Genomic DNA, 21,938 nt, shown 5'->3' with positions numbered 1-21,938 from the left:
CGTCAACGGTACGCAACGAGTCTTGGCGTCCGCTGGTTGTCCATGTGTACGCATTCACGTGTCCGCGGTGCGTCGCCTGGGGACGACGGGGTGCTGCTGACGGTCAGCGCAGGACGCGGGTGACGGCCTCGGCGCGGGTCCGGACCCCGAGCTTCGCGAACACCTGGTTCACGTACGACTTCACGGTGGGGACCGTCAGGAACAGCTCGGCGGCGATCTGCGGGTTCGTCCGGCCGTCCGCGATCCGCTCGAGGACGTCCAGTTCGCGCGGGGTGAGGTCCGGGAACCGGGCACCGAGGGACCGGCCCGGATCAGCTCCCGCCGGCGCAGCGGAACCAGCAGCGGAACCAGCAGCGGCGCCGGCATCGGCACCAGCAACACTGGCGAGGCGCGCCACCAGCCGCGCCCCCACGGTCGCGTCGAAGGTCGACTGCCCGGCGGCCACCGCCCGCACCGCGGTCGCGATCTCCGCCCGTCCGGCGTCCTTCGTCAGGTAGCCGCGCGCTCCCGCCCGCAGCGCGGTGACGATGGAGTCGTCGTCGGCGTAGGTCGTCAGCACCAGGACCGCCACCCCGGGGTGCTCGGCGACGATCCGCGCGGTGGCGGTCGGCCCGTCGACCCCCGGCATCCGCAGGTCCATCAGGACGACGTCGGGCACGTACCGGTCGACCGCGGCGATCGCCTCGCCACCGTCCGCCGCCTGCCCGACGACCTGCAGGTCGGGCACGAGCGACAGCACCGTCACCAGGCCGTCGCGGACGATGGCCTGGTCGTCGACCACGAGCACCCGGATCGTCACGAGCGGTCGTCCTCGGCGGCGCCCGCAGCGTCCGCGGTCTCTGCATCGACCGAACAGTCGACGGGCAGGTGCATGGCGACGACGAACTCGTCGTCGGAACGCTCGGCCTCCACCGTGGCCTCGCTGCCGAGTTCCGCGAACCGCTCGCGCATCCCGAGCAACCCCTGTCCACCGCTCGGCAGCGGGTTGGCCACGACGACGTCCACGGCGTCGCCGTCCCGGATCACCGACAGGGACACGGGGCGGCCGGGAGCGTGCCTGCGGGCGTTGCTGAGGGCCTCCCGGACGACCTGGACCACGGCGGCCCGGTGGGCGTCGTCGAGGACCGCGAGGGCCGCGTCGCCCTGCACGACGACCTCGCCGCCGAACGAGCGGTGCGCGTCGAGCAGGGCCGTCAGGCCCGACGCCTGATCGGCGGACGGGCTGGAGGCACGGGTCGGCTCCGGCTGGTCGGGCTGCGGTTCGTCGCGGAGCGCGTGCACCGCACGCCGCGCCTCAGCCAGGCCGTCCGCGGCCAGCGCGCGGGCATCGCCGGCTCGGCGGGTGGCCTCGTCGACGCGGCCGGCCTCGAGCAGGGCCTCGACCGCGTCGAGCTGCAGCACCAGGCCGCCGAGCGAGTGGGCGAGGACGTCGTGGATGTCCCGGGACGCTCGCGACCGGTCGGCGAGGAGCCGTGCGCGCTGCTGCTCCCGCTCGGTCTCGCGGGCCTGCGCCGTCGTGATCCGGACCTGCCGACGGCTGAATCCGACGAGCACGCCGAGCAGCAGCCCGCCGCTCACGCCGAGGACGAGCTGCACCGACGCCTGCTCGAGCGTCGCGGTGACGGCGACCACCACGACGGCGGCGAGCGCGGCGACCGCGGCCGTCCAGACCGGCAGGCGGAGGTCGGCGCCGAGGACGACGAGCCCGACGATCACCGGGACGACCAGGAGCGAGTCGGTCGGCACCACGACGCAGGATCCGGCGGCGGTCATCACGCCGGCTGCGGCGACGAGCACGCGGGGCGTCCGTGCTCCTTCGCGGACGGCCCAGGCGGCGAGCGCCACGGCCCCGAGGACCCAGACCCACGCGGGGTGGTGGAGCAGGAGGCCGTTCCGGACGAACCAGAAGGAGACCACGGCGATCCCGACGGCGTTGAGTCCCCAGGTGAGCACCGAGCGGGACCGGACCCCGGCGGGGTCGGTCTGGTCCGGGTCGGTGGGCAGGCTCACCGGACCATCATGCCGCGGCGGGCGGCCTCCGACCGGTCGCCGCCGCGGGGGATGCGCTGGTCGACGACCAGGGCACGGGCGGCGCGGTTCAGGGCGAGCACGAGCAGGATCGTGCCGGTCGAGGTGAGCAGGTGCGCGCCGAGGTGGCCGCCGAGGACGTCGAGCCCGATGCGGGCGGCGATCAGGACGAGCCAGAGCGCGGCGCCGAGCCAGCCCGTGCGGGACTGCAGGGTGCGGCCCTTGGCGTCCGGTGTCGTGACGGTGCGGAACCGGGTCATGGCCCCCATCGCCAGGCCGACACCGACGGTGAGCAGGGCCTCGAGGCCGAGGAACACGACGTCGGTGGTGGTGACGGTCGTCGTGGTCTGCGCGAGGACGACCACGCCGACGATCGCCATCACGAGCGGACCCCGCCAGATGCGCGCCGGGTCGAGGAACCGCCAGGTCGCCTGCCGGTACGCCAGGAGGCCGACGAGGGCGAGGCCGATGAGCACGTTCGCGAGGAGCTGGACCGACATGGTGTGCCTTTCGAGGTGGTCCGGCGGGGCGTTCCCGACCGGTGTGATCAGCCTCGTTCCGGGCGGCCCGCGCGCACACCAACCAGGGGTGGGGGCGCGGGTGGTGATCGCGGTGGTGTTCCATTGACGGCATGGCTGATGCGTTCGACGGGTTCCGGATCGGTGCGGGGTACTCGGTGGTGGAGCCGGACCGGCACCGACCGGGGTCCTTCACCCTGGTGGTGGACGGCACCCCGCAGTCGCACGTGGACCTCGAGGACCCGACCCACCTTGCGTTCGAGTACATCCGGCGGATCGGGCACGCGATCGACCTGCTGCCGGACGGCCCGATCACGGCACTGCACCTGGGCGCCGGAGCCCTCACCCTGCCCCGCTACGTCGCGGTGACCCGCCCGGGTTCGCGGCAGCAGGTGATCGAGCTCGAGCGTGACCTGGTCGAGCACGTGCGCGAGGCCCTGCCGTTCCCCCGTGGCGCGTCGATCCGGGTGCGGTACGGCGATGCCCGGGAGGTCCTCGGCAAGCTGCCCGCCGGGCTCCGCGGCACCGTGGACCTGGCGGTGGTGGACGTCTTCGGCGGTTCGCAGATCCCCGCACACGTGACGAGCGTCGAGTTCTACCGCGAGGTCGCCGCGTTCCTGTCGCCGACGGGAATCGTCGCGGTGAACGTGGCCGACGGCGCCGGGTTGGCCTTCGCCCGCGGGCAGGCGTCGACGCTGCAGTCGGTGCTGCCGTCGGTCGCGGCGGTGGCGGACACCGGGATGCTCAAGGGCCGGCGGTTCGGCAACATCGTGCTGCTCGGGTCGCCGACCGACCTGCCGGTGGCGGACATGCCGCGACGGTACTCGTCCGACCCGATGCCGGCCAAGGTCGTGCACGGTGCGGAGCTCCGGTCGTTCATCGCCGGGGCGCCGATCGTCACGGACCAGACGGCGGTCGCGTCGCCGGAGCCGAACCGGAGCGTGTTCGGGGGCTGACGCCCGCCCGCGGCGTCGCCGGGGACGGACTTCGGGCACTCGACGGGTCCGGCTGTCAGGATGGTCTGGACGACCGCGCAGCTGCGCGACCGAGCGATGGGAACCCTGATGACGAACGACGACCGGAACGACCAGGACCGGACGGGCGACGGCCAGGCGCCGCGCTGGGGCGACGCCCCGCAGCAGCAGCAGCCCGACGCCGATGCCCCGCGGTACGGCGAGCGGGTGGACCCGGCGCCGACCTCGACCCCGCAGTACGGCGAGCAGTACGGGCAGGGCGAGCAGCAGTACGGCCAGCAGCAGTACGGCCAGCCGTCGAGCACGCCGAGCTGGAACGACCAGCAGCGCCACGACCAGGGCCAGCACCACGACCAGCAGCCGTACGCCGCCGCGCCCGCGCACTCCGGTGCCCCGGCCTGGCAGAGCCACGACGAGCCGAAGCCCAAGAAGAAGAAGAAGACCGTCGGCATCATCGCCTTCGTGCTCGGCCTGCTCGCGCTCGTGCTCGGCGTCGTCGGCGGCTACATCATGGGTTCGGCCATCAGCAACAGCGGTGTGATCGACCAGATCACGCAGAACGGTTCGACGAACCTCACGCCCGAGCAGATGCAGAGCGAGGTCATGAGCGACCCGGAGGTCCGCTCGCAGCTCGTGGGCGGCATCGCCGTGATCGGCATCGCCGCGTTCCTCGGACTCTGGGCACTCGTGCAGGGCATCATCGCGGCCGTCGCCAAGCGCGGTCGTGTCTGGGGCGTCCTGGCGATCGTCCTGGCGGTCGTCGCGACCATCGCGACGTTCGTCACCTACGCCGGCGTGGCCGCTGCCGGCGCGGTGGGCGCCAACTCCTGATCGACCCCTCGACCGAACGGCCCGTCGCGCTCCGGCACGGCGGGCCGTTCGTCGTCCCGGGGGTACGCGCGGACGGCTGCACCCGCGCAACCTGAGCGCGTCGCACCGACCGCTCCCGGGAGACCGCGGCTACCCTCGAACCGATGTCCCTCCCGCCCGACGACCGCCAGCAGCCCGACCTGTCCGACCGTTCCCGTGAACCGCGCCACGCGGCTCCCGTGACGGCCGGAGTCAGCCCGGGCAGCACCTTCGCGCCCATCAGCCTGCGACCCGCGGTCGACGTCGACGCCGTGCACCAGCGGCTCCGTGACCTCGGTCAGAGCCGCAGCACCGACGCACTCGCCGAACGGGCCGAGCTCCTCCGCCTGCTCGGCCGTCTGGACGAGTCGCTCGTCATCGCCGAAGAGGTGTTCCGCCTCGCGATGTTCACCGGGGAGCGCCAGGACAAGGTCGCCGCGCGGATCCGTCGTGCGCACGTCCTGCACGACCTCGGCCGGCACGACCGCGCCGCCGCCGAGGCCGCCATGGCCCGCGACACCGCCGCCACCGAGGAGTGGCCCGAGCTCGAGGGCGCCGCGGCTGAGATCGAGGGCTGGTCGCTGTTCGAGAACGACCGCTTCGACGAGGCCCGCGCCGCACTCTCGCGGGCGTACCATGCCTTCCGACAGGCCGGCGCGCCGTCCGAGCGCACCGACGCGCTGCGCACCGCGGTCGAGGCCGCCATGCGGGCCTCGATCACGAACCCGGCGGAACCGTCCGACCGGCCCCGGACTGCCCGCGAGGTCGCCGCCCGCCGCGCCGAGGACGACGAACCCACGACCCGCGTCGCCGAGCCGGTGAAGCAGGTCCCGCCGATCCGCCGGCGCGTGCTCGGTGCGCCCGACGCCGCCCGGACCGAGGCCGACGACATCTGGGGCCGGATCGCGGCCCGGGCAGCGAAGAAGGGCCAGGCCGACCCGCGTTCCGAGCAGTGACCGCGCTCGAGGCCGTCCGGCTCCGCGCCGAAGCGCTCATCGCCGAACACCTCGGCACCGGGACGTGGGCGTTCGGGTTCGACCACGCCAAGACCCGCGCGGGCCAGTGCGACTTCGCGCGGAAGCGGATCACGGTGAGCCGCCACCTGGCCACCCGGTTCTCCGACGACGACGTCGAACAGGTCCTGCTGCACGAGGTCGCGCACGCCCTCGCCGGCGCCCGGGCGGCACACGGAGCGAAGTGGAAGCGCACGGCCGCGTCGATCGGGTACACCGGTTCCCGGCTGCACGACGGGCCGATCGCCAGCGAGCTCGCCCCCTGGATCGGCACCTGCCCCGCGGGACACGAGCACTTCCGGTACCGCACGCCCACCCGTCCCCTGGCCTGCGCCCGCTGTTCCCGGCGGTTCGACGCCCGGAACGTCATCACGTGGCGGCGTCGGACCGCGGACGACGACGCGGCCACGATGGCGTCGACTACCGCATGAGGTGCCCGACGCACGGAGGCGCGCCGGTAACCCGTTAGCCTGGGCGGATGCACACGGGGCAGCACATCCGCACGGACGCCGGTTCCTCCTGGTTCTTCGACGCCGGACGGATCGCGCTCGACTTCGCGCACACGGGTGGCTTCGCCGACGACCCCACCGGACGCCGACCGCGGTCGCAGCTCGGGGAGCTGCTCGCGAGTCCGGCCGACCTGGACGAGTGGCTCAGCGAGCACACCGAGCCCATCGACGTCGGCGCCAGCGCCCGCGAGCTGCAGGACGCCCGTGCCCTGCGTGCCGCGATCGCCCGGCTCGCCGTGGCCGCCGCCCCCGCGCCGGCGAGCACCGCCGCGGAGCGCACCGCCGTGGCGGCGGGCCTGCGCGCCGGAGCCGGCCGCACGCGCCCCGCGCCCGACGACATCGACACCGTCAACCTGTTCGCCGCCCTGCCGGACGTGCCCCCGAGCCTCCCGGGTGGCCGACGCCGCGCCGGAGCGAACCGGGTCCGCCTGGCGCAGGCCCTGTCGAGCGTCGCGCGCGACGCCGTCGCGCTCTTCACCGAGGTCGGCTTCGACGACGTCGAGGCCGACGGCCGGCCGACGCGCCTGAGCCGGTGCTCGGCCGAGGACTGCGGCCTGGTGTTCTACGACTCGTCGCGCGGTGGGACCCGTCGCTGGTGCTCGATGCAGCGGTGCGGCAACCGGGCGAAGGTCCGGGCGCACCGCGCTCGCCGCGCCGCGGAGTGAGCCCGAGCTGACACCTTCCTCTCGTTGTCGAGCCCGGGGCGTTCGCGACACCCCGCTCGCCTCTGCCGAGCGGTCACCAACCGTCGCCCGACGGCGTCGCAACCGTCAGGTTGCGACCATCCGACGCGAAGCAAGCGACGAGTCGTGACCAGCCACCGGCCGGGAGGCGCGTGGCGGCGCCGCCACGGGCCTCCTGTCCGCATTCCGCGAGCGGTCACGACACCCCGCGCACCTCGGCCGAGCGGTCACCGACCGTCTGCTGGCGGCGTCCCAGCCGACGAGTCCTGACCATCCGACACACGCACGCGCGAGCGGCGACCGGCCAACACCACGACATGACGAAGAAAAAGATTCGGTTAACCGAATTCTCTGGCAGGATCGGTGCATGACCGACACTGCCAGCCCCCGGCTCGACGAGCACCCATCCGGTGCCCCGCGTCGTCGCGCAGCCGGGCTCACCCTGCTCGGACCGGCCTTCGTGGCGGCCATCGCGTACGTCGACCCGGGCAACGTCGCCGCCAACCTGACGGCCGGAGCCGAGTACGGGTACCTGCTGCTCTGGGTGCTCGTCGCCGCGAACGCCAGCGCCGTGGTGGTGCAGTACCTGTCCGCCAAGCTCGGGGTGGTGACGGGCAAGTCGCTGCCCGAACACCTCGGCCTGCGGATGCGCCGAACCCCGCGCCTGCTGTTCTGGGGCCAGGCCGAGATCGTCGCCGCCGCGACCGACATCGCCGAGGTCATCGGCGGCGCCCTGGCGCTCTACCTGCTCTTCGACCTGCCGCTCGTGGTCGGCGGGATCATCACCGGGCTCGTCTCGATGCTCCTGCTGACCCTGCACAGCCGCCGGGGCACGCGCCTGTTCGAGACCGTGGTGACGGCGATGCTCGCGATCCTGACCGTGGGCTTCTGCGCCGGGCTGCTGTTCGCCAGGGTCACACCGGCCGACCTGGTCGCCGGGCTCGTGCCGCGGTTCGAGGGCGCCGGGTCCGTGCTGCTCGCGGCCTCGATGCTCGGTGCGACCGTGATGCCGCACGCGGTGTACCTGCACTCGGCGCTCGCCCGGGACCGCCACGGGGACGTCCCCGCCGGGCCGGAGCGTCGCCGGGTGCTCGTCGCGACCCGGTGGGACGTCGGGCTCGCGCTGATCGTCGCGGGTGGGGTGAACATCGCGATGCTCGTCCTCGCCGCGGCCACCCTGCCCGGAGTCGCGGGCACCGACTCCATCCCCGGTGCGCAGCGCGCCATCGCCGAGAACGTCGGCCCGGTCGTCGGGGTGCTCTTCGCCGTGGGCCTGCTCGCGTCCGGCCTGGCCTCGACCTCGGTGGGCTGCATGGCCGGCGCGGAGATCATGAAGGGCCTGCTGCACGTGCGGATCCCGCTCGTGGCCCGGCGCGCGATCACCCTGGTGCCCGCCATCGTGCTGCTCGCGCTGAACGCCGACGCGACGATGCTGCTCGTCGTCAGCCAGGTGGTGCTGAGCTTCGGGATCGCCTTCGCGATCGTGCCCCTGGTGGTCTACACGTCGCGACGGAGCGTGATGGGGACCGACGTGAACGCCGCGCCCACCCGCGTGGTGGCGTGGGTGATCGCGGCGGTCATCGTGGCGCTCAACGTCGCACTGGTCGTGCTCACCCTGACCGGCTGAGGCACGACCGGTCAGGGTGACGGGCGGTCGTCACTCGACGACCTGGACGTCCTTCCAGAACGCGACGTAGCCCGAGTAGTCCTTGCCGACGCGGTCGAACGACGACGGGATCGGCGTCGGGTACGACCACGCGCGGTCCTGCAGCGCCTGTCCGTCGACGTTCACCGTGAAGTACTGGGTGTCGCCCTTCCACGGGCAGTGGTACTGGGTGGGGCTCTCGGTGAAGAGCTCGGTCTTCACGCTCGACGGCGGGAAGTACCAGTTGCCCTCGATCTTGATGAGGTCCTCTTCGGGGGCCTCCGCGATCACCGTGTCGCCGACGACTGCCTTCATGGCGTTGCTCCTTCGCTCGCTGGTTCCGTGACGGGGCGAACGCTACGCGCGCTCCCCCGATTCCCGCAGGACGGTCAGGCCGGGGCCCGCGGCGAGCGCCGCGTGCACGTCGTCACGGCTCAGGACGGCGGCTCCCTCGGACGCGCTGACCAGGTGCCGCACTGCGCGGCGCAGCCCCGTGTACGCCGCGCAGGCCGCGGCGGCCTCGGGTGAGGTGTGGTCGATGCCGACCTCGGTGAGCGCGTCGACGACGGCTCCGGCGGCGAGCAGGTCCTCGACGGCGAAGTCGGGTGCGTCGGCGACGTCGACGGACTCCCCCGCCGCCTCGGCCGCGTCGTCGAGGGCAGCGGTGTGGTGCAGCCCGGCGGCCACGATCGCGACGACGCACCGGTCACCGCGTGCGGCCTGGAGGCCCGTCACCCGTTCCGCGACCGCCGCCGCGTTGCCGAGGTGGCCGAGCACGACCTCCGGACCCTGCGGCAGCTGGGCGGTCACGTTCCGCAGCGCGCGACGCTGTGCAGCGGCGTCGGGAGTCGGCGGCAGGGCGTCGACCCAGACGAGCAGGTGGGTGCCGTGGGCGATGCGAGCCGCACCTCCGGGACCCCACGCGAACCGGACCTGGTACTTCTCCTGGGTGCGTTCTGCCACGTCCGTCACGATAGCCGCCCGGGCGATGCTGTCCCTCTCCACAGGGTCGCCGTCCGACCGGGTTCCGCCAGGGTCGTCGACCCTAGGATGCATGGTCATGGAGATCGCCCCCGTACCCACCCTGACCGGCGACCGTGTGACGCTCGAGCCCCTCGGGCAGGAGCACGCGGAAGACCTGCGGGCGGCGGTCGCGGACGGCGATCTGTGGCGCACCTGGTACACCTCGGTGCCCGCCCCGGCACAGGTCGAGGCCGAGATCGACCGGCGGCTCGCCGAGCACGAGGCCGGCCGCATGGTGCCCTTCGCCGTGCGGGACCGCCCGACCGGCCGGGTGGTGGGTGCGACGACCTTCATGAACATCGACTCGGGCAACCGCCGTGTCGAGATCGGCAGCACGTTCCTGGCCAGGTCCGCGCAGCGATCGGGGATCAACACCGAGTCGAAGCTGCTCATGCTGTCCCACGCGTTCGAGGCGTGGCAGTGCATCGCGGTCGAGTTCCGCACCCACTGGCACAACCTGCAGTCCCGAGCGGCCATCGCGGGCCTCGGCGCCAAGCAGGACGGCGTGCTCCGGAACCACGCGATCGGCCGTGACGGCACCCTGCGCGACACCGTGGTGTTCTCCGTCATCGCGTCGGAGTGGCCGGCGGTCCGCCTCTCGCTGGCCGAGCGGCTCCGGCGGCACGACCGCGCCGAGGGATCCCGCCGTCGGTCGGCCCGGCACGCCTGAGGCGTCGCGTCTGCGTCGTCGCGCCGGCATCGTCGCGCCGGCATCGTCGCGTCTGCATCGTCTCGCCCAGCGGGCCACGGCGCGCCGTCCAGCCCGCGGGCGTAGCGTCACCGTCATGCACGTCGGCCTCCGGATCGTCCTCGATGCGCCGGTCGACGCCGTGCGCGATGCCCTGCTGTCCCCGTCCGTGATGGTGGCGGTGACGAAACCGTTCCTGGCGTACCGCTCGCGCGACCCCCGGGGGTTCCCGGAGCGCTGGGAGCCCGGGCACCCGCACCCGATCACCGCGGACGCCTTCGGGCTGGTGCCGAGCGGCGACACGCACGTCGACCTCGACCTGTACGAGGTCCGGGGAGTCCCCGTGCAGCGTGACAACGGCGGCGGCACGTCCGGGTTGTTCGGGCGGATGACGATGTCGCACCGGATGGCCGTCGTCCCCGCACCGGGAGGCCGCACCCTGCTGCTCGACCGCCTGACCTACCGGATGCGACCGGCCGTCCTCGGGCTCGCCCTGTGGCCCGGCATGTGGGTCATCTGGCAGTGGCGGGCGTTCCGGATGCGCGCCCTCGCGCCCACCTGGCGGACCGACGGCGAGTGACGTGACGCGGGTCGGGCCTCCCGTCCACCGCGGAGCGGGCGTAGCCTCGACCACGTGAGCCAGACGCGCCCCCAGGAGCCGACGACCGACGACCGCGTGCGCAGCACGCTGGCGACGACGGATTGGCGGCGGATGACGTTCGACCTGTACCGCCGCGTCCGCGCCACCCCGGACCCCCAGACGGCGCACGCGCTCTGGCGCGAGACCCGGGACGCGATGTTCGCGGAGCACCCGGCGTCGCCGCTGCTCGACGAGGACGCCCGCGACTTCGAGTCCCTGCCGGTGCCGGACTACGACCCCGCGTGGCGGTTCCAGGTGCGCATCGAGGCCACGGAGCCCGCCGAGTTCGACTTCGAGACCGGCACCGACGGCGTCGTCCACTTCGACCGGCTCGGACTCGTGCGGGTCCCCGGGGTCGGCACGCTCGACGTCTGGAAGCACGGCGGCTACGCGGGCGGGGTGTTCGTCCCGGTCAAGGACGCCAGCGCCGGCAAGGCCCGCGGCACCTACGGCGGCGGACGCTACCTGCTCGACACCATCAAGGGCTCGGACCTGGGCGGCGACGACCTCGGGTCGCTCGTGCTCGACTTCAACTTCGCCTACAACCCGTCGTGCGCGTACGACCCGGCGTGGGCGTGCCCGCTCGCGCCTCCGGGCAACACCGTGCCGGTCCCGATCCCCGTCGGCGAGCAGTACGACTTCTAGGGTGGAACGCATGACAGGACTCGTCGCCCTCGACGTCGGTGGCCGCGTGCCGCCGTTCGAGCAGGTCCGATCGCAGATCGCCGCGCAGATCACCGCCGGGTACCTGGTGGACGGCGAACGGCTGCCGAGCGTGCGTGGGCTGGCGGACGAGCTCGGGCTCGCCGCCGGCACCGTCGCGAAGGCCTACCAGCTGCTCGAGGAGGCCGGGCTCGTGCACACCGCACGGGGCGCCGGCACCCGGGTGGTGCGGCCGGCAGCGGTACCGGACGCCGTGGCCGAGGCCGCTCGTGCCCTGGCCGCTGCGGCCCGCTCGGCGGGGCTGTCGGCGGACCAGGCGGCGACCGCGTTGCGGGAGGCCTGGCCGGCCTAGCGCCGGCGGGCGTGCGGGCGCGGGTGGCTGGCTGGCGCTTCCGGGCGTACCTGGTCGTTCCGGGAAGGACCGTTCCGAGCGCTCAGCAGTGCTCGTACACGTACGCGTCGTCCGTCGGGGTCACCAGGTCACGGTCACGCAGGATCGTCATGGCCGGACGGCTCCCCAGCCCGCAGACCGACGCCCACGGGCCCTTGAGGGTGTCCGAGTACTCGACGTCGATGACCCGTCCGCCGTAGGCCTTCGTGTACGCGGCGCACTCCCGGTACTGCACGCACTCCTCGGCGACCACGAAGTCGAACCCGGTCTGCTTCCTGCCGGACGCCCCGAGCTGCGGGGTGTTCTTCTGCCCGACGGCCAGCCCGTGCCGGTGTCCCTCGGCGACGAGCGACTTCGCCAGCGCCAGGTTACCGGCACGGGTGAGCCGCTTGCCGCTCCGGGTCCACGAGTCGAGGTTGTCGAACTCCACCGCGTCGAACCCGCGGTCACCGCAGCGGGCGACGGTCTTCGCGAGCACCTTCGTGATCAGGGCACGCTTCGCCGCGGTCCGGGTGTCGAGGAGCATCTCGTCCGGCCACCCCGGGTCGGACACCGGCTTGCCCGCACGGTCGCGGAGGATCGCCGACGGGTACGACTTCTTCCACGTGCTGGCGGCCTCGGGCTGCGTCTGGAACCCGTTGACGTAGCAGATGTTGTACTTGCCCTTCGCCGGGCGGTCGGTGCTGTCGCGCTCGACGATCGTCACGCCCGAGGGCGGGGTGTACCCGCCGCCGAGCTGGTAGTCCACGCGGCCCGAGGTCGGCAGGTTGCGGTAGCTCCCGGCCGCGCTGGTCGTGGCGGCCTCGGCGCAGCCGGCGGTGCCGAGGACGGCCACCAGGGCCATCGCGGTGGTCAACAGGACGGATGGCGTGCGCACCCCGGAATCCTCGCACGCCACGGGCGAACGACCCTGCCCTCGCCGTTCCGGGGATGTGCACGCTATGCTGGTCGTACTCGAGGCGCCGATCGCCTCGTGCGTCGTACGGACGCCCCGAACTCCCGACCAGCTGTCTCCAGACTCCGGTCGATGATCGAGCACCTCACGAAGGTGCCCAGGCTTCTCTGCTGCGGCGACTGCGCCAGCCACATCCGTTGGCGCGCATCCCGCCCGCGCGCTGCCTCAGAGCGCGCCCACAGCCGGACTGCTCCGGCTCGAAAGGTCACCATGACCACCGAAGACATCCGTTTCTCCGACCTCGGCGTCCCCGCGCCGATGGTCTCCGTCCTCGCCGACCAGGGCAAGGACATGGCGTTCCCCATCCAGGCGGACACCCTCCCGGACTCCCTGCAGGGCAAGGACGTCCTCGGCCGCGGCCGCACCGGCTCCGGCAAGACCATCGCCTTCGCGATCCCGCTCGTCGCCCGCCTCGCCGCCAGCGGCCGCAAGCGCCGCGCCGGCCGCCCCCGCGCCCTGGTGCTCGCGCCGACCCGTGAGCTCGCGACGCAGATCGACGTCGCCCTCGCCCCGCTCGCCAAGGCCATGGGCCTGAACACCACGACCATCTTCGGTGGCGTCGGTCAGGGTCGCCAGGTCGACGCCCTGCGCGGCGGCGTCGACGTCGTGGTCGCCTGCCCGGGTCGCCTCGCCGACCTCATGCAGCAGGGCCACGTGAACCTGGGCGACATCGAGGTCACCGTCCTCGACGAGGCCGACCACATGGCCGACATGGGCTTCCTGCCCGGCGTGACCAAGATCATGCAGGCGACGCCCGAGAACGGGCAGCGACTGCTGTTCTCCGCCACGCTCGACAACGGCGTGGACAAGCTCGTCAAGAAGTTCCTGCACAACCCCGTGATGCACTCCGTCGACGAGGCGAACAGCCCCGTCGAGGCGATGACCCACCACCTGTTCGAGGTCGCCGACGCAGACGCGAAGAAGCACCTCGTGAGCGCCCTCGCCTCGGGCAACGGTCGCCGCATCCTCTTCATGCGCACGAAGCACCACGCCAAGCGCCTGGCCAAGCAGCTCAGCAGCCAGGGGATCCCGGCCGTCGACCTGCAGGGCAACCTGTCGCAGGGTGCCCGTGAGCGCAACCTCGCGAAGTTCTCCTCCGGTGAGGCCCTCGTGCTCGTCGCCACCGACGTCGCCGCCCGCGGTGTGCACGTCGACAACGTCGAGCTCGTCGTGCACGTCGACCCGCCCACCGAGCACAAGGCGTACCTGCACCGCTCGGGCCGCACGGCGCGTGCCGGTTCGTCCGGTGACGTCGTCACGGTGACGATGCCCGCCGAGCGTCGCGACGTCGCGCAGATGATGCGTGCAGCCGCGATCAAGGTCACCCCGCAGCACGTCACGGCGACCTCCCCGGCCGTCACCGCGCTCGTCGGCGAGGTCGCTCCGATCCGCCACGTCGCCGAGGAGCAGCCCACCCAGCAGCGTCAGCCCAAGCAGCGCTCGGCCGAGTCCGCCGGTGACGGCGGCGGTCGTCGCCGTGGTCGCGGCGGTCGGTCTGGAGGCGCGGCGCAGCCCGCGCGCTCCGGCTCGGCTGGCGAGTCCGCCGGTTCGGCCGGGGGCCGTCAGGGCCGTCCGGCCCGTGGCGCACGGACCGAGGGTGCCGGGCGCTCCGGTGCCGCGGCCGCCGGTTCGACCGGTGGTCGCCGCAGCGGCGGCAACCGTCGCTCGGGCAGCAGCGACGTCGTGCGCGGCGGCTCGTCGGCCGTCTGGTCGTCCGAGGGCGGCTACGCCGCGGGTCGGTCCGGCAACGAGTCGGGCGGCAACCGTCGTGGTGGCTCGCGCCGCGCCTCCCGTCCGGCCGGCGCTGCCGACCGCCACTGACCTGCGCGCTTGACCCACGCGGCCTGACCCGCTCGGCCTGAGCCCGTCGGTGCACGCAAAACACCGGTGTTCACGTTTCGAACCCCCGCATCCCGCGGTGTGTTCCGTGAACACCGGTGTTTTGCGTCCGGGCTCGCACGAACCTTGGCGGGGGCTGGGGGTGGGGTACTCCGCCGGGCGTACGGTCTCACTCACCGGATGCCGCGCAAGCGGCTGACGGGGAACACGTCCGCTTCTGGAAGGAGTGCCTATGGCTGGCATCGATGACATCAAGAACGCCGCTGAGAAGGCGGCAGGCAAGGTCAAGGAAGCCGCCGGCAACGCGACCGGTAACGACCGGCTGAAGGCCGAAGGCCAGACCGACCAGGGCAAGGCCTCGGCGAAGCAGGGCGTCACCGACGTCAAGGACGCCGCGCACGGCGTCGCCGACAGCTTCAAGGACGACAAGCACTAAGCCGGTTCGCGACCGCGCTGCGAAGCCCCCGGATCCGATCGGATCCGGGGGCTTCGTCGTGCGCGGGCTTCCTCGTGCGCCGGGCGTGGACGCCCCGATCGGGCTAGTGCAGAGCGCCGACCGATGCCAGGCCGGCCCGCAGCAGTGCGCCGCGGCCACCTTCCATCTCGTCGGCGACGGCGTCGGACGCGGCTTCCATCGGGCTCATCCACGTGAGCTCGAGGGCGTCCTGCCGGGGCTCGCACGTTCCCGTGACGGGGACGACGTACGCCAGCGAGATCGCGTGCTGCCGCTCGTCGGTGTACACCGAGGCGCCGGGCAGCGGGAAGTACTCCGCCACGGTGAACGGCGTCGGGCTCGAGGGCAGCTGCGGGAACGCCATCGGTCCGAGGTCCTTCTCGAGGTGGCGGAACAGTGCGGTGCGGATCGACTCGCCGAACATCACGCGGCCGGACACCAGGGTGCGGGCGATGAGACCGCTCGGGGAGACACGCAGGAGCACGCCGACCTCGGTCACGACGCCGAGGCCGTCGGTGCGGACGGGGACCGCCTCGACGTAGCAGATCGGCAGACGACGGCGGACGTTCGCGAGCTCCTCGTCGGACAGCCAGCCGGAGTCGGGATCGGGGGTGCGCAGCGAGGACATGCACCGTGTCTACCAGGGACGGCGGCGAGTTCGGCGGAAGGCGCGGGAGTTGGGGATGGTTAGCGTTGTCCACATGATCGATGCGGACCTGGTGCAGTGGACACGGAGTGCCTCGGACCGGCGGGGCACACCCCTGCTCGTGGCGATGCACGGGGTGGGCTCGAACGAGCACGACCTGCTCGGGCTCGCCCCCGCGCTGCCGCCCGCGTGGACCGTCGCGTCGCTCCGCGCGCCGATGCCGTGGGGGCCCGGCTTCAGCTGGTACCCGCTCGGCGCGCCCGGCTCCCCAGCGCCCGAGGCGGTGGACGCCGCGACCGCCGAGGTGCTCGACTGGATCGACTCCGTCGCCGCCGACCACCCGCGGATCGGGCTGCTCGGGTTCTCGCAGGGCGGCTCGATGGCGCTCCAGCTCCTGCGCGCCCGGCCCGCGGCGTTCGCGTTCGCGGTGTCGCTGTCGGGGTTCGTCGTGCCGGGCATCACGGACTCCCGCGACGAGGCCGTGTCGGCCGTGCGACCACGGGTGTTCCTCGGGCACGGTGACCTCGACCCGGTGATCCCGCCCGAGGCCACCGCCCGGACGCAGGCGTGGGCCGCAGCGCACACCGACGTGACCGACCGTTCCTACGCGGGCCTGCCGCACGCCGTGTCGACGGCGGAGCTGGCGGACGTGGCGGCCTTCGTCGACGCGGTGTAGGCGCACGACGACGGACAGGAGGCCCGGTGCCAGCTGGCACCGGGCCTCCTGTCCGTCATGGGTGACGTCCGTCAGTCGGCGAGGATCTGGAGCAGGTCCTTGCGGAGCTGGTCCACCTTGGCCGTGGCGGCCTTGGCCTGTTCCTCGGTCGCGGTGCTGCGGTACATCTGCAGGACGCCCATGGTCTTCCGCAGCGCCTCGAAGAACTCGCGCTGGGCGTCCGGGATGCCCGGGGCCCCGTCGAGTGCCGCAGCGATCTCGTCGGCCTTGGCCTCGGTCTCGGCCTTGCCGGCGTCGGTGAGCTCGAAGAGCGTCTTGCGGCCGTCGCCCGACGAGACCACGAGGTCTTCGTCGACGAGCTGCTGGAGCGTCGGGTAGACCGAGCCGGGGCTCGGCTTCCAGGCGCCGCCGGTGCGCTCGGCGATGGTCTTGATCACGGCGTACCCGTTCTGCGGGCCCTCGGCCAGCAGACCGAGGATCGCGAGGCGGACGTCACCGCGGCGACGGCGTTCGCGACCGAAGCCGGGCCCGCCGAAACCGGGGCCGAAGCCCATGCCCGGGCCGAAGCCGGGGCCGAACCCGCGGCCACCGAAGCCGCGGCCGCCGTGGTCGTGGTCACCGCGGTCACGGCCGGGGAACCCGGCGCCGTGGTGCTGCCGCGCGCCGCCGAAGCGGGGGCCGCGCGGGCCGAACCCGCGCTGGTCGCGGGGGGACGTGTTGCTGTCGTCGTCGTACGAGGGGCGCATGAGGAGTCCTTTCATCGTGCTGAGTCGGCTCGCGACCGGTCTGACCTGATCGTCTTCGTCGTATCGCGATGTGTTTACGATAGATCGGTAACTATCGCTCTGTCAAGGGGTACGTGCGCTCGGCCTGCTGTCGGTGGTGGCGGGCAGGATGGGAGGGACCATGACGGACGTCTTCGAGCGCTTCTCCCCCGCGACCACCGAGTGGTTCCGCGGCGCCTTCGACGCACCGACGCCGGCGCAGGCCGGGGCGTGGGACGCCATCTCGACCGGGCAGCACGCACTCGTGATCGCCCCGACCGGCTCCGGCAAGACCCTGGCGTCGTTCCTGTGGTCGATCGACCGGCTCATCAGCGCGACGGACCGTCCGCCGGCGAAGCAGCGCACGCGGGTGCTCTACGTCTCGCCGCTCAAGGCCCTCGGCGTCGACGTCGAGCGCAACCTGCGGAGCCCGCTCGTCGGCATCACCCAGACCGCTCGGCGCCTGGGCACCGAACCGCCGGACGTCACGGTCGGGGTGCGCAGCGGTGACACCCCGTCGTCCGACCGCCAGAAGCTCCTGCGCCAGCCGCCGGACATCCTCATCACCACGCCCGAGTCGCTCTACCTGATGCTCACCTCGCAGGCGCGCGAGACCCTGGTGAACGTCGACACGGTCATCGTGGACGAGGTCCACGCGGTCGCCTCGACCAAGCGCGGTGCACACCTGGCCGTGTCGCTCGAGCGCCTCGACGACCTGCTCGACAAGCCGGTGCAGCGCATCGGGCTGTCCGCGACCGTCCGCCCGCCGGAAGAGGTCGCGCGGTTCCTCGGCGGCCGTGCACCGGTGACGATCATCGCGCCGCCTGCGCAGAAGACCTTCGACCTGCGGGTCGTCGTGCCCGTCGACGACATGACCGAGCTCGGGGCGCCGCCGGTCGGCGCGGACGCGTCCGAGTCGCCGACGAACGGGTCGATCTGGCCGCACGTCGAAGAACGTGTCGTCGACCTGATCGAGGAACACCGCTCGACCATCGTGTTCGCGAACTCGCGCCGGCTGGCCGAACGACTCACGGCCCGGCTCAACGAGATCCACGAGGAACGCGTGCTCGCCGCCGCCGGTGACGGCGTGCTGGTGCCGGCGGGGGCGTCCCCGGACGACGACGGGCTCCCCGTGGCGCGGGGCCGACCACAGTCACCGGCCCGCACCTCGGCGCACGCCGTCGCACCACAGGGGGCCAAGCGACCGCCGGCGCAGCTGATCGGCGGGTCCGGGCAGACGGGCGGCGGGGGCTCGGACGCCTCCGTCCCGGTGCTCGCCCGCGCACACCACGGCTCGGTGTCGAAGGACCAGCGCGCGATCATCGAGGACGACCTGAAGTCCGGTCGGCTGCGGTGCGTCGTCGCGACGAGTTCACTCGAGCTCGGCATCGACATGGGCGAGGTCGACCTGGTCGTCCAGGTCGAGGCGCCGCCGTCGGTCGCGAGCGGCCTGCAGCGCGTCGGTCGCGCCGGCCACCAGGTGGGTGAGATCTCCCGCGGCGTGCTGTTCCCGAAGCACCGGGCCGACCTGGTCAACAGCGCGGTCACGGTCGAGCGGATGGTCACGGGTCAGATCGAGTCGATCTCGGTGCCGGCGAACCCGCTCGACGTCCTGGCGCAGCACACCGTGGCCGCCGGGGCGATCGACACCCTCGACGTCGAGCACTGGTTCGAGCTCGTGCGGCGGAGCGCCCCGTTCAGCGGCCTGCCCCGATCGGCGTTCGAGGCGACGCTCGACCTGGTCACGGGCAGGTACCCGAGCGACGAGTTCGCCGAACTCCGGCCACGGCTGGTCTGGGACCGCGTGCACGGCACCCTGACCGGGCGCCCCGGTGCACAGCGACTCGCGGTGACGAGCGGCGGGACGATCCCCGACCGCGGCATGTTCGGCGTCTTCATGGTCGGCGAGAAGGCGTCCCGCGTCGGCGAGCTCGACGAGGAGATGGTCTACGAGTCGCGCGTGGGCGACGTCTTCGCCCTCGGTGCGACGAGCTGGCGGATCGAGGAGATCACCCACGACCGCGTCGTCGTGAGCCCGGCGTTCGGGCAGCCCGGACGCGTGCCGTTCTGGAAGGGCGACGGCATCGGCCGGCCCGCCGAGCTCGGCCGGGCGACCGGTGCGTTCGTGCGCGAGGTCGAGGGTGCCTCGGACGACGACGCCCGCGCCCGCGTCGCCGCCGGTGGACTGGACGAGCGTGCGATCACCAACCTGCTGACCTTCCTGCGCGACCAGCGCGCGGCCACCGGTCACGTGCCGAACGACACCACGCTCGTCATCGAGCGGTTCCGCGACGAGCTCGGGGACTGGCGGCTCATCCTGCACTCGCCCTACGGCATGCAGGTGCACGCGCCGTGGGCCCTGGCCGTCGCCGCACGGCTGCGCGAACGGCACGGCATCGACGGTGACGCGATGGCCGCCGACGACGGCATCGTCGTCCGCATCCCGGAGACCGACGCCGAGCCACCGGGCGCCGACCTGTTCGTGTTCGAGCGCGACGACCTCGAGGCCCTGGTCACCGACGAGGTCGGCGGCTCGGCGCTGTTCGCCGCGCGGTTCCGCGAGTGCGCCGCGCGCGCCCTGCTGCTGCCCCGACGGAACCCCGGGCAGCGGTCGCCGCTCTGGCAGCAGCGGCAGCGGGCCTCGCAGCTGCTCGAGGTCGCGCAGAAGTACCCGACGTTCCCGATCGTGCTCGAGACCGTGCGCGAGGTGCTGCAGGACGTCTACGACGTGCCCGCGCTGCTCGGGATCGCCGACGACATCGCCGGACGCCGGATCCGCCTGGTCGAGACGGAGACCGAGCAGCCGTCGCCGTTCGCCCGGTCGATCCTGTTCGGGTACGTCGCGGCCTTCATGTACGAGGGCGACACCCCGCTCGCCGAACGCCGGGCAGCGGCCCTGTCGCTCGACTCGACCCTGCTCGGCGAACTGCTCGGACGCGCGGAGCTGCGCGAGCTGCTCGACCCGGCGGTCATCACCGCGGTGGAGCGCGACCTGCAGCGGCTGTCGCCGGACCGCCGTGCCCGTGACGCCGAAGGACTCGTGGACGTGCTGCGGCTCGTCGGCGCGCTCGACCTCGACGAAGCGGTCGACCGGAGCTGGCTCGCCGACACCGCCGACCGTCCAGCGGCCACCGCCGAACTGCGGAGCACGCTCCAGGTCCTGGAGCGCGACCGCCGGGTGCTCTCGTTCTCGCACGCCGGCGCGACGCGCTGGGCCGTGATCGAGGACGCCGCCCGTCTGCGCGACGCCCTCGGGGTCCCGCTGCCGATCGGGGTGCCCACGGCGTTCATCGAGCCCGTGGCCGACCCCCTCGGCGACCTGATCGGCCGCTACGCCCGGTCGCACGGGCCGTTCTCCGCGCAGGAGGCCGCCGGTCGCCTCGGGCTGGGCATCGCCGTCGTGCAGGACACCCTGCGCCGACTCGTCGCCGACCGCCGGGTGGTGGAGGGCGAGTTCCGCCCCGACCACCAGGGCGCCGAGTGGTGCGACGCCGAGGTCCTGCGACGGATCCGCACGAAGTCCCTCGCAGCCCTGCGGCACGAGGTCGAACCGGTCTCGCCGGACACCCTCGCCCGGTTCCTGCCCGCGTGGCAGCACGTGCAGACGCACGGGACCCGCGGCGGGCTCCGTGGCGTCGACGGCGTCCTGCAGGTGATCGACCAGCTCGCCGGGGTCGCCCTGCCCGCCAGCGCCTGGGAGACCCTGGTGCTGCCGTCGCGCGTCACGGACTACGCGACGAGCATGCTCGACGAACTCACCGCCACCGGCGAGGTCCTGTGGTCCGGCGGGGGGACCCTGCCCGGCAACGACGGCTGGGTGCGCCTGCACCTGGCCGACACCGCGGCGACGACGCTCGCCGAGCCCTCCGGGGACGAGACGACCGAGCTGCAGCGGGACGTGCTCGGTGCCCTGGCCGGCGGTGGCGCGTACTTCTTCCGGCAGCTGGGCCAGGCCGTGGGCAGCAGCGACGACCAGGCACTCACCACCGCGCTGTGGGACCTGGTCTGGGCCGGGCAGATCACGAACGACACGTTCGCCCCGCTGCGCTCGATGCTCGGTGGCAAGGCGAAGAGCTCGAGTGCTCCGCGGGCTCGGGCCTACCGCGGCCGTCGGCGTCCGACGATGCCGACGCAGTCCGGGCCGCCGTCCGTCGGGGGACGCTGGTCACTCCTGCCGCTGGCCGAGTCCGACTCGACGGTGCGGGCCGCCGCGACCGCCGAACAGCTGCTCGAACGCTACGGCGTCGTCACCCGCGGCGCCGTGCAGGTCGAGGGCGTCCGGGGTGGTTTCGCCGGGGTGTACCGGGTGCTCTCGCGCTTCGAGGAGTCCGGCCGGGCCCGTCGCGGGTACTTCGTCGAGGGTCTCGGTGCCGCCCAGTTCGCCACCGGCCCGACCGTCGACCGGCTGCGGACCTACGCTCGCGAACTCGGCGACGACGAGCGCGACGATCCGGACCGGAAGCGCGAGGCGCTCACGCTCGCCGCGACCGACCCGGCGAACCCGTTCGGGGCCTCGCTGCCGTGGCCGACGGGCGACGCAGACCACGGTGTCGCCGCCGACGACGCCGAGGTCGCCGGCGCGGCGGGCACCGTGACGAGCACCGCCGCGAACGGTGTCGCGAGCGGCGCTGCGAGCGCCTCGAAGACCACGCGGGGCCACCGCCCGGGCCGGAAGGCGGGCGCACTGGTGACGACCGTCGACGGCAAGCTCACCGTGTACGTGGAGCGCGGGGGCAAGTCGGTGCTCACCTTCACCGACGACGCCGCCGACCTCGCTGCCGCCGCCTCCTCCATCGCCGGCATCGTCCGGACCGGGCTGCGGAAGCTCTCGGTCGAGCGGGTCGACGGGGACTTCGTGCTCGAGACGCCGCTCGGTGGCGCGCTCCGCGCCGCGGGGTTCACGGCGACCCCGCAGGGGCTGCGGCTCCGTGTGTGAGGCGACCCGCGCCTCCCGGCAGTGCAGCGACCGCGTGCCGGAGG

At 73.2% G+C, this 21,938-nt stretch carries 22 protein-coding genes; 14 read left to right on the top strand and 8 right to left on the bottom strand.

All coding sequences use genetic code 11. From position 1 onward, the window contains the following. Nucleotides 1-103 precede the first annotated feature (103 nt). From HQQ79_RS04875 to HQQ79_RS04865, 3 genes are read right to left on the bottom strand one after another with little or no spacing between them, the layout of a single operon-like run. The gene (locus HQQ79_RS04875; RefSeq protein ID WP_173032731.1) at nt 104-799 is read right to left on the bottom strand and encodes a response regulator transcription factor; all 696 of its coding nucleotides are present in this window, start codon (nt 797-799) and stop codon (nt 104-106) included. Continuing rightward, nucleotides 796-2,010 (bottom strand): histidine kinase, encoded by a 1,215-nt coding sequence (locus tag HQQ79_RS04870; RefSeq protein WP_173032729.1) that lies wholly within the window; start codon nt 2,008-2,010, stop codon nt 796-798. The genes HQQ79_RS04875 and HQQ79_RS04870 overlap by 4 nt, the downstream gene beginning before the upstream one ends. Further along, a complete protein-coding gene (locus tag HQQ79_RS04865) occupies nt 2,007-2,528 on the bottom strand; it encodes a hypothetical protein (RefSeq protein ID WP_071245515.1) in 522 nt (173 codons plus the stop codon). The genes HQQ79_RS04870 and HQQ79_RS04865 overlap by 4 nt, the downstream gene beginning before the upstream one ends. 131 nt (nt 2,529-2,659) lie before the next feature. Between HQQ79_RS04865 and HQQ79_RS04860 the strand changes: the two genes are divergently transcribed. From HQQ79_RS04860 to HQQ79_RS04835, 6 genes are all read left to right on the top strand, one after another. After that, on the top strand, nt 2,660-3,502 hold the full coding sequence (locus tag HQQ79_RS04860; RefSeq protein ID WP_071245518.1) for a spermidine synthase: 843 nt from the start codon (nt 2,660-2,662) through the stop codon (nt 3,500-3,502). 108 nt (nt 3,503-3,610) lie between these two features. Beyond that, nucleotides 3,611-4,351 (top strand): DUF4064 domain-containing protein, encoded by a 741-nt coding sequence (locus HQQ79_RS04855; RefSeq protein WP_173032727.1) that lies wholly within the window; start codon nt 3,611-3,613, stop codon nt 4,349-4,351. Between the two features lie 143 nt (nt 4,352-4,494). Continuing rightward, nucleotides 4,495-5,325, top strand: a complete 831-nt coding sequence (locus HQQ79_RS04850; RefSeq protein ID WP_173032725.1) for a hypothetical protein — start codon at nt 4,495-4,497, stop codon at nt 5,323-5,325. Continuing rightward, the gene (locus HQQ79_RS04845) at nt 5,322-5,813 is read left to right on the top strand and encodes a SprT-like domain-containing protein (RefSeq protein WP_173032723.1); all 492 of its coding nucleotides are present in this window, start codon (nt 5,322-5,324) and stop codon (nt 5,811-5,813) included. Before HQQ79_RS04850 ends, HQQ79_RS04845 begins: the two co-directional genes overlap by 4 nt. Nucleotides 5,814-5,860: 47 nt before the next feature. Then, entirely contained in the window at nt 5,861-6,556 is a 696-nt protein-coding gene (locus HQQ79_RS04840; protein WP_027466753.1) for a CGNR zinc finger domain-containing protein, read from the top strand. Nucleotides 6,557-6,941: 385 nt separating this feature from the next. Then, nucleotides 6,942-8,201, top strand: a complete 1,260-nt coding sequence (locus tag HQQ79_RS04835; RefSeq protein ID WP_173032721.1) for an Nramp family divalent metal transporter — start codon at nt 6,942-6,944, stop codon at nt 8,199-8,201. Between the two features lie 30 nt (nt 8,202-8,231). On the opposite strand, the gene HQQ79_RS04830 is transcribed toward HQQ79_RS04835, so the two are convergent. Further along, nucleotides 8,232-8,534: a DUF427 domain-containing protein gene (locus tag HQQ79_RS04830; protein ID WP_027466755.1), complete on the bottom strand. Its 303-nt coding sequence runs from the start codon at nt 8,532-8,534 to the stop codon at nt 8,232-8,234. Nucleotides 8,535-8,576: 42 nt separating this feature from the next. Further along, nucleotides 8,577-9,182, bottom strand: coding sequence for a 2-phosphosulfolactate phosphatase (locus HQQ79_RS04825; RefSeq protein WP_173032719.1), 606 nt, complete (start codon nt 9,180-9,182; stop codon nt 8,577-8,579). A 91-nt stretch (nt 9,183-9,273) separates the two neighbouring features. Here HQQ79_RS04825 and HQQ79_RS04820 point away from each other — a divergent pair, with 91 nt between their 5' ends. The 4 genes from HQQ79_RS04820 to HQQ79_RS04805 all read left to right on the top strand — a co-directional run bounded on the left by HQQ79_RS04820 (nt 9,274) and on the right by HQQ79_RS04805 (nt 11,585). After that, nucleotides 9,274-9,912 carry a GNAT family N-acetyltransferase gene (locus HQQ79_RS04820; RefSeq protein WP_027466757.1) on the top strand — a complete coding sequence of 213 codons (639 nt, stop codon included), beginning with the start codon at nt 9,274-9,276 and terminating at the stop codon, nt 9,910-9,912. A gap of 115 nt (nt 9,913-10,027) precedes the next feature. Continuing rightward, entirely contained in the window at nt 10,028-10,510 is a 483-nt protein-coding gene (locus HQQ79_RS04815; RefSeq protein ID WP_111056558.1) for a hypothetical protein, read from the top strand. Nucleotides 10,511-10,642: 132 nt separating this feature from the next. Beyond that, on the top strand, nt 10,643-11,215 hold the full coding sequence (locus tag HQQ79_RS04810; protein WP_051597091.1) for a DUF1684 domain-containing protein: 573 nt from the start codon (nt 10,643-10,645) through the stop codon (nt 11,213-11,215). 10 nt (nt 11,216-11,225) lie between these two features. Continuing rightward, on the top strand, nt 11,226-11,585 hold the full coding sequence (locus HQQ79_RS04805) for a GntR family transcriptional regulator (protein ID WP_035809483.1): 360 nt from the start codon (nt 11,226-11,228) through the stop codon (nt 11,583-11,585). Nucleotides 11,586-11,667: 82 nt separating this feature from the next. Here the strand turns inward: HQQ79_RS04805 and HQQ79_RS04800 are convergent, their stop codons facing one another. After that, nucleotides 11,668-12,501: an endo alpha-1,4 polygalactosaminidase gene (locus HQQ79_RS04800; RefSeq protein ID WP_173032717.1), complete on the bottom strand. Its 834-nt coding sequence runs from the start codon at nt 12,499-12,501 to the stop codon at nt 11,668-11,670. Between the two features lie 288 nt (nt 12,502-12,789). On the opposite strand from HQQ79_RS04800, the gene HQQ79_RS04795 reads away from it, so the two are divergent. Together HQQ79_RS04795 and HQQ79_RS04790 are read left to right on the top strand one after the other, a co-directional pair. Then, nucleotides 12,790-14,400: a DEAD/DEAH box helicase gene (locus HQQ79_RS04795; RefSeq protein WP_027466761.1), complete on the top strand. Its 1,611-nt coding sequence runs from the start codon at nt 12,790-12,792 to the stop codon at nt 14,398-14,400. A gap of 250 nt (nt 14,401-14,650) precedes the next feature. After that, nucleotides 14,651-14,854: a CsbD family protein gene (locus HQQ79_RS04790; protein WP_027466762.1), complete on the top strand. Its 204-nt coding sequence runs from the start codon at nt 14,651-14,653 to the stop codon at nt 14,852-14,854. A 103-nt stretch (nt 14,855-14,957) separates the two neighbouring features. On the opposite strand, the gene HQQ79_RS04785 is transcribed toward HQQ79_RS04790, so the two are convergent. Then, a complete protein-coding gene (locus HQQ79_RS04785) occupies nt 14,958-15,500 on the bottom strand; it encodes an NUDIX hydrolase family protein (protein WP_027466763.1) in 543 nt (180 codons plus the stop codon). A 73-nt stretch (nt 15,501-15,573) separates the two neighbouring features. Between HQQ79_RS04785 and HQQ79_RS04780 the strand changes: the two genes are divergently transcribed. Beyond that, nucleotides 15,574-16,194: an alpha/beta hydrolase gene (locus tag HQQ79_RS04780; protein ID WP_173032716.1), complete on the top strand. Its 621-nt coding sequence runs from the start codon at nt 15,574-15,576 to the stop codon at nt 16,192-16,194. 71 nt (nt 16,195-16,265) lie between these two features. On the opposite strand, the gene HQQ79_RS04775 is transcribed toward HQQ79_RS04780, so the two are convergent. Continuing rightward, nucleotides 16,266-16,940: a PadR family transcriptional regulator gene (locus tag HQQ79_RS04775; RefSeq protein ID WP_027466765.1), complete on the bottom strand. Its 675-nt coding sequence runs from the start codon at nt 16,938-16,940 to the stop codon at nt 16,266-16,268. A 160-nt stretch (nt 16,941-17,100) separates the two neighbouring features. Between HQQ79_RS04775 and HQQ79_RS04770 the strand changes: the two genes are divergently transcribed. After that, nucleotides 17,101-21,894, top strand: a complete 4,794-nt coding sequence (locus HQQ79_RS04770; protein WP_173032714.1) for a DEAD/DEAH box helicase — start codon at nt 17,101-17,103, stop codon at nt 21,892-21,894. The last annotated feature ends 44 nt before the right edge of the window (nt 21,895-21,938 follow it).

Origin of the sequence: Curtobacterium sp. VKM Ac-2852 (assembly GCF_013205045.1) — a bacterium.
GTDB classification, from domain to species: domain Bacteria; phylum Actinomycetota; class Actinomycetes; order Actinomycetales; family Microbacteriaceae; genus Curtobacterium; species Curtobacterium flaccumfaciens.
The sequence above is the reverse complement of the archived record's forward strand: the minus strand, read 5'-3'. Positions and strand labels throughout refer to the sequence as shown.